Raw genomic sequence first — 14,276 nt, forward strand, 5'->3', positions numbered from 1 at the left:
GTTCACCGCCTGAGGCGGTAGAGACCGAATTTCCGCGTACCGATTACCACGCCCTCGTAGCGCTCGTAGGAGCGCGCGAGGGCGTTTCGTATCAGCGCCCGCGTTCTGAAATTGGGCTGGTTGGGGCGGCTCGATTCCGCGACCACGATCACGCCGGGACGCAAGGCGAGCACGCGGGAGACTTCCGCCACCGGATCGACGCCGAGCGCTCCGGCTTCGTTCATCGCGTTGAGATGGCTGGGATAGGCGAAGCGTGTCGGGATGCAGGCGCGGGTGGTGCGATAGAGCGCGCTGTCGCCTTCGTAGACGTAGAGGCAGCGGCCGTGCAATTCGCGGGATACGGCCGCGCTGGCGGCGGCGAACTCGGTCGAGGTTCCGCGCTCGCGGACTTGCAGCGCAGGGACGATGACGGCGCCGAGCAGGCCGAACCCGAGCAGCAACCGTCCGTACCATCGCTCGCCCGGGGCGCTGCGTGCCAAGGCAGGGGCGGCCAGGACGCAGAGCGGTACGAGCACCGGGCCGAGGTAATGATCGTACCACGTCCCGAACGCGAGAAACCCTAGCACGGCGCTGAGCGCCCAGATGCGGATGCCGGTCAGGATAGCCGGATGAAAGGCGGGCAGGGGCGACAAGCGGCGCGGCGCCAGAATGATGGCCAGCGCGAAGGGGATCAGCGCCAGCGCCTCCTTGGCAAGCTGGGCGAAGGCGTCCTTCTGGTCGGTCATGCGGCCGAAGATCGAGAGGAAATTGGCCTGCACGAAAGCCTCGCCATGCCCGGTGTGGGCATAGCCTGCCCAGACCGCAAGCGTCGGGGCGAGGGCGGCTCCGGCCCAGAGCAGCGCCGTCGCGCCGAGGCGCGGCAGGCTCCAGCCATCGCGGATCCCCCGTGACAGCAGCATGAGCCCGAGCCCGACCCCCTCGAAGACGACGCTGTACTTGATCTGCATGGCAAGGCCGAGCAGCAGCATGACGCCGAGGCCGCGCCTGCCGAGTGCGGCGTCCTGCCTGCGCGCGAATGCACCGATCGCCAGCATTGCGGCGAGGGCGACAGGCAGGTTGTAGAACACCGGCGATTGCCCCAGCGCCACGTTGAACACCGGCTGGTAGATCAGGTAGGCCAGCCCCGCCGCCTGCGCGCCGCGCGGGGGTGCGATCCGGCGGGCCATGCGCTCGATCGCCAGCGCCGTCAGGACCGAAAACAGCAGCCCGGCAAGCTGATACGCCAACACCGGATCGGCAGGCAGCGCGATCAGGCTGCGATAAAGGAGGAACAGGCCGTAAGGCTTGCGGTCCCAGATATCGACGTAAGGCAGGGCGCCTTCGGCCATGCGCTGGCCGACAAGCAGGTAGAACTGTTCGTCCGACTGGAATGCCGGCTTGCCGAACATCGCAAGCCTCAGCACGAAACCGGCCGCGAGATAGAGCAGGGGCGAGGCGATACCGAGCCGCCGCCCGGCCGTGAAGCCGGGGTGTGCGGCAAGGCGCCTTGCCGTCGCTCGTCCGATTGCGATCATTGCGCGACCCTTTCAGCCCCCATCGCCGTTGGAGGAAGCCGGGCGGGTGACAAGGGCAGGGGCTTCATGGCGCGCCAAGATTGCAGTCCGGCGACTACCGCGTGACGGGGACGGACTTTCGTATGGCTTGCGACAAATTCTTACACCGGGCAGCTTGCGACCGATCCCGAACTCGGGCGTTGGAGTGCCATGCTGCGTATGCGAGACGAAGAGGCGGCGCTCGAACCCGCTGCCGTTGATGACCACGATTCCGGCCTGCCGATGCCGCGCAGGCTGTGGGCGATCGTGGCGATCTCCTTCGGCACGGCCCTGTTCGTGCTCGACGGGACCATTGCCAATGTGGCGCTGCCGACGATCGCCCGCGAACTGTCGGTGGAGCAGGGCGTCGTCGTCAACGTGGTGACGGTCTACCAACTCGTCATGGTCATGGCCCTGCTGCCTTTTGCCAATCTTGGCGAGCGGCTGGGGCTGCGGCGGGTCTACCAGACGGGGCAAGTGATCTTCATGGCAGCCTCGGCGCTGGCATTCCTCGCCAACTCGCTGCCGATGCTGCTGGCGATCCGCGCCGGGCAGGCGCTTGGTGCGGGCATGGCGATGAGCGTCGGTACCGCGCTGATCCGGCAGATCTACCCCAAGGCGCGGCTCGGCAGCGGGCTGGGCATCAATTCGGTGATCGTCGCTTCGTCTAACGCGCTGGCGCCGGTGCTGGGCGGCTTCATCGTCGCCCATGCCGACTGGCGCTGGGTCTTCGTGGCGGCGGTGCCGTTCGCCCTGATCTCGCTGGTGATCGGGCGCTTCCTGCCCGATCCCGAACGCGGAGACACGCCGTTCGACTGGGTATCGGGCCTGTGGAGTGCGGGTAGCTTCGTATTGCTGATCGGCGGGGTGGAACTGGCGGCGCATGGCGGCATGGTGGAACCGGGCATTGCGGCGGCGCTGGCAGGCATCGGATCGGCCCTGCTGCTGGCCCGCCGGGAGCGCGGGAAAGCGAGCCCGGTGTTTCCGGTGGACCTCATGGCCCGTCCCGCCATCGGGCTGTCCACCATCGCCGCCGTCGCCGCCTTCATCGGTTCGGCGGCGCTGATCGTGGCGCTGCCGTTCCGGCTGGAGCAGGACATGGGCTACAGCGCCGAGCAGGTCGGGCTGCTGGTCCTGCCGTTTCCCCTGACGATGCTGGTCGTCGCGCCCCTTGCGGGGTGGCTGTCGGACCACGTCTCGCCTTCGATCATGGGACTGGTGGGAATGACCATCGCGGTGACCGGGCTGGTGCTGCTCGGCTTCCTGCCCGAGCATGCCGGCGCTTTCGCAATTGCCTGGCGGCTGGTCGTGGCCGCGTTCGGTTTCAGTCTGTTCTTCTCGCCCAACGCGCGCATGATCGTGGGCAATGCCCCGCGGGAGCGCTCGGCGGCGGCGGGCGGGTTGCTCGCTACCGGGCGCCTGTTCGGGCAGACGCTCGGCGCGGCGATGATCGGGGCGATGCTCTCGCTCGGCGCGGGACAGGGGCCGGCGCCGATGCTGATGGCCGCCGGACTGGCGGCCATCGCGGCCATCGCCAGCCTCGCGCGGTGGAGGCTGGCGGAAAGGGCCTAGCGCCGGCTCGTCTTGCCCGAGCCGATTGAGGCTGTCGGCGTCGCGGTGGGCGTGGGGGACGGTTTCGGCGTGGGCGCGGTGCCGGGAACGGCGGGCGGCACGACGATCGTGGGTACACCTTGCGGTACGGACTGCGGCTGGACGGTTACCGTCGGCTTCGTCTGCTTCACGCCGCTGCGGGTCAGCCACCAGCCGATGTCGTTGGCGGTTGCCTGCATTCCGGCGAAATTGAGGTGCCATTGCAGGCCCTGCCTGCCATCATAACCCTCGGGCGAGCCGATCATCCACGGCACCGCATCGCAGGGCGTATGCGCGGCCGAAGACTGGTTCATCTCGACGACGATGGCGCCGTAGGCCTGTGCCACGCGGCCGGTGATCTCGGACAGGCGCAGGCCGATGCGGCGGACTATCGCGGCGTGTTCCTCGCTGATCGGCGTGGCGGCGCAGAGCGAGCCGGGCTGCGGCAGCGGATTGAGGTACTGCACGAAGACCAGCCGCGCGCGCGGGGCCACCGTGCGGATGCGGCGCGCGATCTCCATCATCTGCATCTCGTCGCGCGCATATTCGACTTCGGTGGGCACTTTCACCGTGCCGCAGGCGGCGCGCTTGCTGCCGGGCGGCAACTGGCTGGCGCGGTAGAGGCAGGTCGCGGTGAAAAGGTTGCCGATGTAGTTGAGATCGTTGCCGCCGATGGTCACCGTCACCAGCCGCGTCTGCGGGGTGACGGAGTTGATCTGCGGCGGAATGTCGCCCCATGGACCCAGCACGTTGTTGGTCGTCGCGCCCGAGCAGGAACGGTCGGTCAGGACCATGCCGAAGCGTTCGGCCAGCAGGGTCGGGTAATTGTTCATGCTCTGCCCGCAGCGCACCGGCGCGCCGGGCTTGGCGGGGGGCAGCATCGGGCCGGCGGCAAACGACGAGCCGATCGCGACATAGCGCTGACCGGCAAGGCTTTCCTCGACGGCGGCGACCTGGTCGTTCTCGGCCGCGCGGGCCTTCATGTAGGGGGTGGCGCAGCCGCCCAGCAGCAGGACGGCGGCCGTGATCGCCGTCGACGTGATTCGCGTCATTACTTGACCCAGTCCAGCCCGATCTCTTCGTAGATGTCGCGGGCGTCGGCCCAGTTTTCCTCGACCTTGACGTGCAGGAAGAGGTGGACCTTCTGGCCCAGCACTTCGGCCAGTTCCTTGCGGGCGGCCTCGCCGATGGACTTGATCTTGGAACCGCCCTTGCCCAGCACGATGGCGCGCTGGTTGTCGCGGGTGACGACGATCTGCTGGCGGATCTCCACCGAGCCGTCCTTGCGCTGCTCGTAGCCTTCGGGGCGCACGGCGGCGTCGTAGGGCAGCTCCTCGTGAAGCTGGCGATAGAGCTGCTCGCGCGTGATCTCGCAGGCGAGCAGGCGTTCGCTGGCGTCGGACACCTGGTCTTCGGGATAGTGCCAGGGGCCTTCGGGCATCAGCCCGGCAAGATGGGTCTTGAGTTCGGGCACGCCGTCGCCCGAGAGCGCCGAGACGAAGAACACTTCGTCGAACTCGACCTTGCCGGTCAGTTCCTGGGCCAGCACGAGAAGCGGTTCCTTGGCGCCGGCATCGACCTTGTTGATGACCAGGATCTTGCGTTCCGGGCGCGCGGCCAGGGCTTCGAGCAGGGGCTCAAGTTCATGACGGCGCTTCTTGATGGGATCGACCACCAGCAGCACGGCGTCCGCTTCCTGCGCGCCTTCCCAGGCGGCGGCGACCATCGCGCGGTCGAGCCTGCGGCGCGGCTCGAAGATGCCGGGCGTGTCGGCCAGGATGATCTGCGTTTCATCGAGCAGGGCAATGCCCATCAGGCGCGCGCGGGTGGTCTGGGCCTTGGCCGAGACGATCGCCACTTTCTGCCCGACGAGCGCATTGACGAGCGTGGACTTGCCCGCGTTGGGGGCGCCGATGACGGCAACGAGACCGCAATGCTGGGTCATGCGAATTTCCTCATGAATTCCTCGGCGGCGCGGGTTTCGGCATCCTGCTTGGAATTGGCCGTGGCACGCGCTGCGCCGACATTATGTACTGCCACCTCGACGGTGAACTGCGAGGCATGGTCGGGGCCTGAACGCTCGACCAGCTTGTATTCGGGGGTGCGGCGGCGATTGCCCGCCGCCCATTCCTGCAGGGCGGACTTGGGATGCTTGCGCTTGCCCGTCTTGCCCTGCATCGGTTCGGCCCAGAGAGCCCTTACCATATCGCGCGCGGCTTCGAAGCCCCGCTCGGTGAAACAGGCGCCGATCAGCGCCTCCATCACGTCGCCCAGGATATTGTCGCTGTCGAGGCCGCCATCGTCGCGGGCCTGCTTGCCCAGCCGCATGTGCGGGCCGAGGCCGATCTGACGGGCGACCTGTGCGCAGGTCTGGCGGCTGACGAGCGCGTTGAGGCGCTGCGAGAGGCGGCCTTCCGCTTCCTCGCTGTTTTCGAAAAGCCATTCGGCGACCGAGAGTCCGAGAACCCGGTCGCCGAGGAATTCCAGTCGTTCGTAATTGCGCTTCTCGCCGGTGCTGCCGTGGGTAAGGGCGGCTAGCCAGAGTGCCTCGTCGGCGGGTTTGCCGCCCGAGACGCCGGCGAGGAACTCGCGGTCCTTTTGGTCAAGCACTCAGATCACGCTCCCGATCCGGCTCCAGCGCGCGGCGGTGAACCATGTCCAGGGCTTGAGCCATTCGGCGCCGCCGTTGGTGGAGAACATCATGACGGCGGCCTTGCCCACCAGGTTGTCCTGCGGGACGATGCCGATGCCCTGGCCCTCGATCGCCGGGAAGCGGCTGTCGAGCGAGTTGTCGCGGTTGTCGCCCATCAGGAACATGTGGCCTTCGGGCACGATATAGACGCCGGTGTCGTCCTGCGGGGTCTGGCCGAGGTCGAGCACGTTGTAGCTCTTGCCGCCGGGCAGCGTCTCGCGGAACTGCGGATAGTTGCAGACCGGGTCGCCCGCGGCGTCCTTGCCCTCGAACTCCGGTGCGTAGCAATGGGTGTTGGCGGTGACCGGCAGCACGAAATCGGGCTGCTTGACGCGCGGCACGGCCTTGCCGTTGAGCCAGACCTGTCCGCCCTTCACCTGCACTTCGTCGCCGGGCAGGCCGATCACGCGCTTGATGTAGTCGACGTCGTTGCCGGGAGGCGCCTTGAAGATCACCACGTCGCCGCGATCGGGCTGGCTGGCGAGGATGCGGCCCGGGATCAGCGGCAGGCTGAAGGGCAGCGAATACTTCGAATAGCCGTAGGACCACTTGGACGCGAACAGGTAGTCCCCGTTCAGCAGGCGCGGCAGCATCGACTCGCTGGGGATGTTGAAGGGCGAGATGATGAAGCTGCGCAGCACCACCACGCCGAGAACCAGCCAGAGGAGGAAGGAGAAGAAGCCCTCGTCCTTCTTGGCATCCTTCTTGGCGTCCTTTTTGACAGGCTTTCCGCTGGCGCCCGGCGCGGGCGCGGCAGATGTTTCGGTGGTGAGGCCGGAAGTCGCGGTTTCGATGTCGCTCATGGCTCGAACCCTTGTTGCGCGCAGGGGCATCCGTCAAGTGAGATACCGAGGGAAAGCGTACCGGTATCGATCAAAAACGTCATGTTCCCGACGTGCATCTGTGCACAAGAATGACCTTGGCCTTCTCCCGCCTGCTATGCATAAGGCTGGCCCCCAACCCTGAGACAAGGAACCATGGCATGAGCGAAGCGGTGTGGAACAAGCTGGAAGCATTGCCCAAACCGACGCTTTCCGAGCTTTTCGACGCCGATTCCGGCCGTCTGGACCTGCTCGCGACCCGTCTCGAACTCGGTGACGAGACCAGCCCCGGCGCAATCCGGTTCGACTGGTCGAAGACTCACCTCGATGCCGCCCATGTCGCCGCCTTCGAGGAACTGGCCGTCGCGATGGACTTCGACGGTCGCCGCGCGGCGCTGTTCGCGGGCGAGATCGTCAACCAGACGGAAGGCCGCGCGGCCGAGCATACCGCCCAGCGCGGTGTCGGCAGCGAGGAAGGCGTCGCGACCGCGTTCGAGAACCATGCCCGCATGGCCGCCATCGTCGAGGCCATCCACCGCGGCGCCATGGGCGAGGTGAAGCACCTGATCCACGTCGGCATCGGCGGATCGGCGCTCGGCCCGGCGCTGGCGATCGACGCGCTGGCCCGCGACGGTGCCATGGTGGACGTCCATGTCGTCTCCAATATCGACGGATGCGCGCTCGAAGCCGCGTTCGCAAAGTGCGATCCGGCCACGACGATGCTGGCGGTCGCTTCCAAGACCTTCACCACCATCGAGACGATGACCAATGCGGACAGCGTGCTGGGCTGGATGCGCGAGCACGGCGTCGAAGACCCGTACGGCCGCGTCGTCGCGCTGACCGCCGCGCCGGACAAGGCGATGGAGTGGGGGGTGGACGAAACCCGCATCCTGCCGTTCTCGGAAAGCGTGGGCGGCCGCTACTCGCTGTGGTCGTCGATCGGTTTCCCGGTCGCCATGGCGCTGGGCTGGCCGGATTTCGCCGAAATGCTGGACGGCGCGGCCGCGATGGACATCCATTTCCGCGACGCCGACGGCCTCGACAACCTGCCGCTGCGCGCCGCCTTCGCCGACCAGTATTATACGCGCCTGCGCGGCTGCCAGACCCGCGCGGTCTTCGCCTATGACGAGCGTCTCGCCCTGCTGCCCGACTATCTCCAGCAGCTGGAGATGGAATCGAACGGCAAGAGCGTGAAGGTGGACGGTTCGCCGGTGGTCGCGCCGACCGCGCCGATCACCTGGGGCGGAGTCGGCACCGATGCCCAGCATGCGGTGTTTCAGCTCCTCCACCAGGGCACCAACCTCGTCCCGGTGGACTTCATCGCCGCCATCGCGCCGGGCGACGATCTCAACCCCGCGCATCACCGCATCCTCCTGTCGAACTGTTTCGCTCAGGGCGCGGCGCTGATGGCGGGCAAGGGCAGCGAAGATCCCGCGCGCGCCTATCCGGGGGACCGTCCCTCGGCGACGATCCTGCTCGACGAAGTCTCGCCCGCCACGTTCGGCGCGCTCGTGGCGTTCCATGAACACCGCACGTTCGCCAATGCCGTGCTGATGGGGATCAACCCGTTCGACCAGTTCGGCGTGGAACTGGGCAAGGAGATCGCCAAGCAGATCGAGAAGGGCGGCACCACGTTCGATCCTTCGACCGAGGCGCTGCTTCAGCTTTCCGGGATCGCCTGAACGAGAGCCTGAGCCGAAGGGGGCGTGATCATGCCCCCTTCGGCTTGTTGCTGAATTCGGCCCTGGCGCTCAGTGGCCCAGTTCAAGGCCGTCCGACCCGTCGGCATGGGCCGATGGGTAGTGCCGGGCAGAGGCAGCGGCGCTGCCGGTCAACTGGCGAAGCAGCTGCTTGCCGTCTTCCCAGCTTCCGATCTTCGAATCCGCATTGATGTGGCCGGTCTCGCCCGCGTCCACGAACTGGCTGCCCCATTGGCGGGCCAGCAGCCGCGCAGTCGGGAAGCCGATCCACGGATCGTTGCGGCTGGCCACGAGGATCGAGGGGAAGGGCAGTTCGTCGCTCGGCGTCGGCGCGAAGCCGTTCAGGCGGTCGTCGCGCGGGAAGAAGTCCACTTCCGGCGGGGCCACCAGCAGCGCGCCCACGACGGGCGAAGACCAGCCGGGCTGTTCGAATTTCGCCCACCATGCCGTCAACAGGCAGCCGAGGCTGTGCGCCACCAGCACCACCGGCCGGCCGGCGCGCTGGACCGATAGGTTCAGGCGGTTGATCCAGGTGTTGCGATGCGGCTTTTCCCAGAGGCCGAGGTCGACCATCTGGGCATTGTCCATCTCTTCGGCCCAGCGGCGCTGCCAGTGACCGGGGCCGCTGCCGTCAAGACCGGGGATGAGCAGCACCAGGGGCTCTTGCGCGGGTGTTGCGTGCTGGTTCGTCTTTGCCATTCTCTCTTCTCCCGATGCAGGAGGGGATGTCCGCCGGCGCAGGCTGTCCTGTAGGGAGCGGCTCTCGATGCGACTCCTATAAACTCAACTGTTTTAGTTGACAATGCATTTGCGGCCAGCGGAGCGCGCGTTTCGACGATCCGTTCCCGCGCTTCTGCGGCGACATGGCGTGCGGGCGGCCTTGCGGGATGCGGGTGGAGGCGATGGGGGTGGGCAAAACACCCGTTGGCAATCGGCGATGTCCTGCCCCATATGCGCCGGTGCCCGGAACCAGGCCGGCGCAGCAGGAGCCAAGTGCATGCCAGAATTCGACTATGACCTCTTTACCATCGGCGCAGGATCGGGCGGCGTGCGCGCCAGCCGGATCGCGGCGGCGCACGGCGCGCGCGTGGCGGTGGCCGAAGAGTACAGGGTCGGCGGCACTTGCGTGATCCGCGGCTGCGTTCCCAAGAAGATGCTGGTCTACGGCGCGCACTTCGCCGAAGACCTCGAGGACGCCAGGCAGTTCGGCTGGGACATTCCGCAAGCGACGTTCGACTGGGTGAAGCTGCGCGACAACGTGCTGGGCGACGTCGACCGGCTGAACGGAATCTACACGCAGACGCTCGAGAACAACAAGGTCGAGATATTCCACGAGCGCGCCGCGATCACCGGCCCGCACGAAATCACGCTGGCCAGCGGCGAGAAGAAGACCGCCAGGGTCATCCTCATCGCCACGGGCGCCCGCCCGATGGTGCCGTCCTGCCCCGGCCACGAACACGGCATCACCTCCAACGAGGCGTTCCACCTCGATGCCTTGCCCAAGCGCATCCTGATCGCGGGCGCAGGCTATATCGCCAACGAGTTCGCGGGCATCTTCCACCAGTTCGGATCGAAGGTGACGCTCATCAACCGCTCGGACCAGCTTCTGCGCGGCTATGACGAATCCATGCGCGATCGTCTCCTCCAGATCTCGATCACCAAGGGCATCGACTTCCGCTTCAATGCCGACTTCCGCGGCATCGAGAAGAACGCCGATGGTTCGCTCACCGTCTCGATGACCAATCACGAACCGATCGAGGTGGACTGCGTCCTCTTCGCCACCGGCCGCGTACCCAATATCGAGGGGCTCGGGCTGGAGAACGTCGGCGTGGAGCTTGACGACAAGAACGCGATCCGGGTGAATGACTATTCGCAGACCAATGTCGACTACATCTATGCCGTGGGCGACGTGACCAACCGGGTGCAGCTCACCCCCGTCGCCATCCGCGAAGGGCAGGCCTTTGCCGATACCGTGTTCGGCGACAAGCCGACGACGGTGGACTATGGCTGCATCCCCTCCGCCGTGTTCAGCCACCCGCCGATCGGCGCAGTGGGCCTGACGGAAGCGCAGGCGCGCCAGCAGCTGGGTTCGGTGGAAATCTACACCAGCGACTTCCGCCCGATGAAGAACGTCGTGGCGCATCGCAACGAGCGCTCGCTCTACAAGATGGTCTGCGAGGGCACGACGGGCAAGGTCGTCGGCCTGCACATGATCGGGCCGGATGCGCCCGAGATCATCCAGGCCGCTGCCATCGCGGTGAAGGCCGGGCTCACCAAGGCGGACTTCGACGCCACCGTCGCGGTTCACCCGACGATGTCGGAAGAACTCGTGCTCATGAAGTAAGGCTGGTCGCTGGTTGGACAGTCCTGTCCGACCAGCGGTCATCGCCGCGATCGGCCGGTGCTTTGCCCCCGGCGGAATAGAGAGGCGCCGTGACTGTCCATACAGTCGCGGCGCCTTTTCCGTTGGAGGCAAGGAGCGGCGGAAAACCGCAAGGTCGGCGGGATCAATCCGTGCAGGCGATCTTGGCCCGTGCAAACACATCGGTGGGGCGAAATCGACGCGAAGCTGCCGCTTTTGTGGTTTAACCGTTCGATTAAAACTATTGACCTTGGCGCTTCAACCTGCCTTAGCAGGGCAACGAATTCGTGCCGTCAAGGTCACTGCCAAGGGAACCCGGATGTCAGCCAATATCGCCGAGATGGAAAAGCGCCGCGCCGCCGCAAAGCTGGGCGGGGGCGAAAAGCGCATTGCCGCGCAGCATGCCAAGGGCAAGCTCACCGCGCGCGAACGCCTTGATATCCTGCTGGATGAGGACAGCTTCGAGGAGTTCGACCTCTACGTCGAACATGACTGCACCGATTTCGGCATGGAGAGCCAGAAGATCCCCGGAGACGGCGTGGTCACAGGCTCGGGCACCATCAACGGCCGCCTCGTCTTCGTGTTCAGCCAGGACTTCACCGTGTTCGGCGGCTCGCTCTCGCACCGTCACGCGCAGAAGATCTGCAAGCTGATGGACAACGCGATGAAGGTCGGCGCGCCGGTGATCGGCCTCAACGATTCCGGCGGCGCGCGCATCCAGGAAGGCGTGGCCTCGCTCGGCGGCTATGCCGAAGTGTTCCAGCGCAACGTGCTCGCCTCGGGCGTGGTGCCGCAGCTTTCGCTGATCATGGGGCCTTGCGCCGGCGGCGCGGTCTATTCGCCTGCGATGACCGACTTCATCTTCATGGTGAAGGACTCGTCCTACATGTTCGTCACCGGGCCGGACGTGGTGAAGACCGTGACCAACGAAGTTGTCACGCAAGAGGAACTGGGCGGCGCGATCACGCACTCCAGCAAGACTTCGGTGTCCGACCTGGCGCTCGAAAACGACATCGAGGCGCTGCTGGCGGCGCGCGATTTCTTCGACTTCCTGCCGCTCAACAACCGTGAGGAAGTGCCCGAGCGTCCCTGCGCCGATCCGTGGGACCGTGCCGAGGAAAGCCTCGACACCGTGATCCCACCTTCGGCCAACCAGCCTTACGACATGCATGAGGTGATCCGGAAGACGCTCGACGAGGGTGACTTCTTCGAGGTCCAGCCGCTGCATGCGGGCAACATCATCGTCGGTTTCGGCCGTATCGAGGGCAAGACCGTGGGCGTCGTCGCCAACCAGCCGATGGTGCTGGCGGGCGTGCTGGACATCAACTCGTCCAAGAAGGCCGCGCGTTTCGTGCGCTTCTGCGATGCCTTCAACATCCCGATCATCACTTTCGTGGACGTTCCGGGCTTCCTGCCGGGCACCGATCAGGAGCACAACGGCATCATCAAGCACGGCGCCAAGCTGCTGTTCGCCTATGCCGAGGCAACCGTGCCGAAGATCACCGTGATCACCCGCAAGGCCTATGGCGGCGCTTACGACGTCATGGCGTCCAAGCACCTGCGCGGCGATCTCAACTATGCCTGGCCGACCGCCGAAATCGCGGTGATGGGCGCCAAGGGCGCGGTGGAGATCATCTTCCGCGGCCTTTCGCCCGAAGGCATTGCCGAGAAGACCAGGGAATACGAAGACCGCTTCGCCAACCCCTTCGTGGCGGCGAGCCGGGGTTACATCGATGAGGTGATCTACCCGCACTCGACCCGTAAGCGCATTGCGCTGGGTCTGCGCAAGCTGCGGACCAAGAGCCTCGAAAACCCCTGGAAGAAGCACGACAACATTCCGCTTTGATCGCGTCACGGATCGCGGCGCATCGCCTGGGGGCGAGCGCCGCGATCCACTCCAGCCGCGAAAGACGGCACGCATCGAAAAACCAGATTGGGAAGTCAGGTCATGGAAGACATCTACATCGTCAGCGGCGTACGCACGGCAGTCGGCGATTTCGGCGGCTCGCTGAAGTCGTTCATGCCGTCCGATCTCGGCGGCAAGGTCGTGACCGAGGCGCTGGCCCGTGCAGGCGTTTCGCCTGAGGACGTTGGCCATATCGTCATCGGCCAGGTCATGCCGACCAGCGCCAGGGACGAGATGCTCAGCCGTGTTATCGGCCTCAATGCAGGCGTGCCGTTCGAAGTGCCGTCGCTGACGCTGAACCGCCTCTGCGGATCGGGCGTGCAGGCGATCGTTTCGGCCGCGCAGATGATGAAGCTGGGCGAGGCGGGGATCACCGTCGCGGGCGGCGCCGAATCGATGTCGAACGTGCCCTATCACGACCACGGCGTGCGCTGGGGCAAGAAGATGGGCGACAACACGCAGGAAGACGCGCTGACCCTGGGCCTGTCGGACGCCATTGGCGGCTACCACATGGGCATCACCGCCGAGAACGTGGCCGAACGCCACTGCATCTCGCGTGAGGACATGGACACGGTTGCCGCGACCAGTCATCAGCGCGCCGCCAAGGCCATCGCGGAAGGCCGCTTCAAGGAGCAGATCCTCCCCGTCGAAGTGAAGACCCGCAAGGGCGTGACCGTATTCGATACCGACGAGCATGTCCGCGCGGACACCACCGTCGAGACGCTCGGCGCGATGCGTCCGGCGTTCAAGAAGGACGGCACGGTCACCGCAGGCAATGCCTCGGGCATCAACGACGGTGCTGCCGCCGTGGTGCTGGCGACGGCCTCGGAAGTCGAGAAGCGGGGCCTCAAGCCGTTTGCGAAGATCGTCGCCTGGGGCCATGCCGGCGTCGAGCCCGCCTACATGGGCGAAGGCCCGATCAAGGCCGTGCCGGTGGCACTGGAGCGGGCCGGGCTCTCGCTTGACCAGATCGACGTGATCGAGAGCAACGAGGCTTTCGCCGCGCAGGCCGCCGCCGTGTCCAAGGTGCTCGGCTTCGATCCGGAGAAGGTGAACCCCAACGGTTCGGGGGTGTCCATCGGCCACCCGGTCGGCGCGACCGGCACGATGCTCGCCATCAAGTGCATGTACGAGCTGAAGCGCACGGGCGGGAAGTACGGCCTTGTCACCATGTGCATCGGCGGCGGGCAGGGCATCGCCCTCGTGCTGGAGAACGTGGCGTGAAGCTCGGCCGTCTAAACCACATCGGCGTCGCCACGCCCGATCTCGACGCCTCGATCGCGTTCTACCGGGACGTGATGGGCGCCACCGATATTACCGAGCCGTTCGTGCTGGAAAGCCAGCAAGTGCGCGTCTGCTTCGTCAATACGCCGGGTGAGGATGGCACGGCAGGCACGCAGATCGAGCTGCTCCAGCCGACCGCGACGGATTCGGCCGTGGGCAAGTGGCTGGAGAAGAACCCGCTCGGGGGCCAGCACCACATCTGCTACGAAGTGCCGGACATTCACGCCGCCAAGGCCTGGTTCGAAAGCCTTGGCAAGCGCGTGCTGGGTGAGCCGCGCATGGGCGCGCATGGGACGCTGATCTTCTTCGTCCACCCCAGGGACATGGGCGGCCAGCTTACAGAGATCATGGAAACGCCCAAGGGCGCTCACTGAGAAAGATCACGGCCC

The 14,276-nt window shown here is 66.2% G+C and carries 12 protein-coding genes; 6 read left to right on the forward strand and 6 right to left on the reverse strand.

The genetic code is table 11. The features are described 5' to 3' along the window. Positions 1-2: 2 nt before the first annotated feature. Positions 3-1,514, reverse strand: a complete 1,512-nt coding sequence (locus tag ACXJ16_RS03075) for a glycosyltransferase family protein (RefSeq protein WP_463921228.1) — start codon at positions 1,512-1,514, stop codon at positions 3-5. Positions 1,515-1,703: 189 nt separating this feature from the next. Between ACXJ16_RS03075 and ACXJ16_RS03080 the strand changes: the two genes are divergently transcribed. Next, the gene (locus tag ACXJ16_RS03080) at positions 1,704-3,104 is read left to right on the forward strand and encodes an MFS transporter (RefSeq protein ID WP_463921230.1); all 1,401 of its coding nucleotides are present in this window, start codon (positions 1,704-1,706) and stop codon (positions 3,102-3,104) included. Here the strand turns inward: ACXJ16_RS03080 and ACXJ16_RS03085 are convergent. The 4 genes from ACXJ16_RS03085 to lepB are packed head-to-tail and all read right to left on the reverse strand — an operon-like array spanning position 3,101 to position 6,617. Beyond that, entirely contained in the window at positions 3,101-4,174 is a 1,074-nt protein-coding gene (locus ACXJ16_RS03085) for an SGNH/GDSL hydrolase family protein (RefSeq protein ID WP_463921232.1), read from the reverse strand. The genes ACXJ16_RS03080 and ACXJ16_RS03085 overlap by 4 nt on opposite strands. Next, positions 4,174-5,067, reverse strand: coding sequence for a GTPase Era (gene era, locus ACXJ16_RS03090; protein ID WP_054440861.1), 894 nt, complete (start codon positions 5,065-5,067; stop codon positions 4,174-4,176). Before era ends, ACXJ16_RS03085 begins: the two co-directional genes overlap by 1 nt. Beyond that, a complete protein-coding gene (gene rnc, locus ACXJ16_RS03095) occupies positions 5,064-5,732 on the reverse strand; it encodes a ribonuclease III (protein WP_054440863.1) in 669 nt (222 codons plus the stop codon). Before rnc ends, era begins: the two co-directional genes overlap by 4 nt. After that, positions 5,733-6,617 (reverse strand): signal peptidase I, encoded by an 885-nt coding sequence (gene lepB / locus ACXJ16_RS03100; RefSeq protein ID WP_082370523.1) that lies wholly within the window; start codon positions 6,615-6,617, stop codon positions 5,733-5,735. Positions 6,618-6,796: 179 nt separating this feature from the next. Here lepB and pgi point away from each other — a divergent pair, with 179 nt between their 5' ends. Further along, entirely contained in the window at positions 6,797-8,317 is a 1,521-nt protein-coding gene (pgi, locus tag ACXJ16_RS03105) for a glucose-6-phosphate isomerase (protein ID WP_463921234.1), read from the forward strand. Positions 8,318-8,386: 69 nt separating this feature from the next. On the opposite strand, the gene ACXJ16_RS03110 is transcribed toward pgi, so the two are convergent. Then, positions 8,387-9,034: an RBBP9/YdeN family alpha/beta hydrolase gene (locus ACXJ16_RS03110; RefSeq protein WP_463921236.1), complete on the reverse strand. Its 648-nt coding sequence runs from the start codon at positions 9,032-9,034 to the stop codon at positions 8,387-8,389. Between the two features lie 298 nt (positions 9,035-9,332). Here ACXJ16_RS03110 and gor point away from each other — a divergent pair, with 298 nt between their 5' ends. From gor to mce, 4 genes are all read left to right on the forward strand, one after another. Then, a complete protein-coding gene (gene gor / locus ACXJ16_RS03115) occupies positions 9,333-10,679 on the forward strand; it encodes a glutathione-disulfide reductase (protein WP_324695800.1) in 1,347 nt (448 codons plus the stop codon). A 337-nt stretch (positions 10,680-11,016) separates the two neighbouring features. After that, the gene (locus ACXJ16_RS03120) at positions 11,017-12,543 is read left to right on the forward strand and encodes an acyl-CoA carboxylase subunit beta (RefSeq protein ID WP_454797357.1); all 1,527 of its coding nucleotides are present in this window, start codon (positions 11,017-11,019) and stop codon (positions 12,541-12,543) included. A gap of 102 nt (positions 12,544-12,645) precedes the next feature. Next, on the forward strand, positions 12,646-13,827 hold the full coding sequence (gene bktB / locus ACXJ16_RS03125; protein WP_463921239.1) for a beta-ketothiolase BktB: 1,182 nt from the start codon (positions 12,646-12,648) through the stop codon (positions 13,825-13,827). Next, entirely contained in the window at positions 13,824-14,261 is a 438-nt protein-coding gene (mce, locus tag ACXJ16_RS03130) for a methylmalonyl-CoA epimerase (RefSeq protein WP_054440867.1), read from the forward strand. The genes bktB and mce overlap by 4 nt, the downstream gene beginning before the upstream one ends. Positions 14,262-14,276: the final 15 nt, after the last annotated feature.

The sequence above is a fragment of the Novosphingobium sp. TK71 genome, from assembly GCF_055361505.1.

Bases quoted from the DNA above. Each gene is read 5' to 3' on its own strand.
- ACXJ16_RS03075 (WP_463921228.1), bottom strand. From the start codon at position 1,514: ATGATCGCAATCGGACGAGCGACGGCAAGGCGCCTTGCCGCACACCCC.
- ACXJ16_RS03080 (WP_463921230.1), top strand. From the start codon at position 1,704: ATGCTGCGTATGCGAGACGAAGAGGCGGCGCTCGAACCCGCTGCCGTT.
- ACXJ16_RS03085 (WP_463921232.1), bottom strand. From the start codon at position 4,174: ATGACGCGAATCACGTCGACGGCGATCACGGCCGCCGTCCTGCTGCTG.
- era (WP_054440861.1), bottom strand. From the start codon at position 5,067: ATGACCCAGCATTGCGGTCTCGTTGCCGTCATCGGCGCCCCCAACGCG.
- lepB (WP_082370523.1), bottom strand. From the start codon at position 6,617: ATGAGCGACATCGAAACCGCGACTTCCGGCCTCACCACCGAAACATCT.
- pgi (WP_463921234.1), top strand. From the start codon at position 6,797: ATGAGCGAAGCGGTGTGGAACAAGCTGGAAGCATTGCCCAAACCGACG.
- ACXJ16_RS03110 (WP_463921236.1), bottom strand. From the start codon at position 9,034: ATGGCAAAGACGAACCAGCACGCAACACCCGCGCAAGAGCCCCTGGTG.
- gor (WP_324695800.1), top strand. From the start codon at position 9,333: ATGCCAGAATTCGACTATGACCTCTTTACCATCGGCGCAGGATCGGGC.
- ACXJ16_RS03120 (WP_454797357.1), top strand. From the start codon at position 11,017: ATGTCAGCCAATATCGCCGAGATGGAAAAGCGCCGCGCCGCCGCAAAG.
- bktB (WP_463921239.1), top strand. From the start codon at position 12,646: ATGGAAGACATCTACATCGTCAGCGGCGTACGCACGGCAGTCGGCGAT.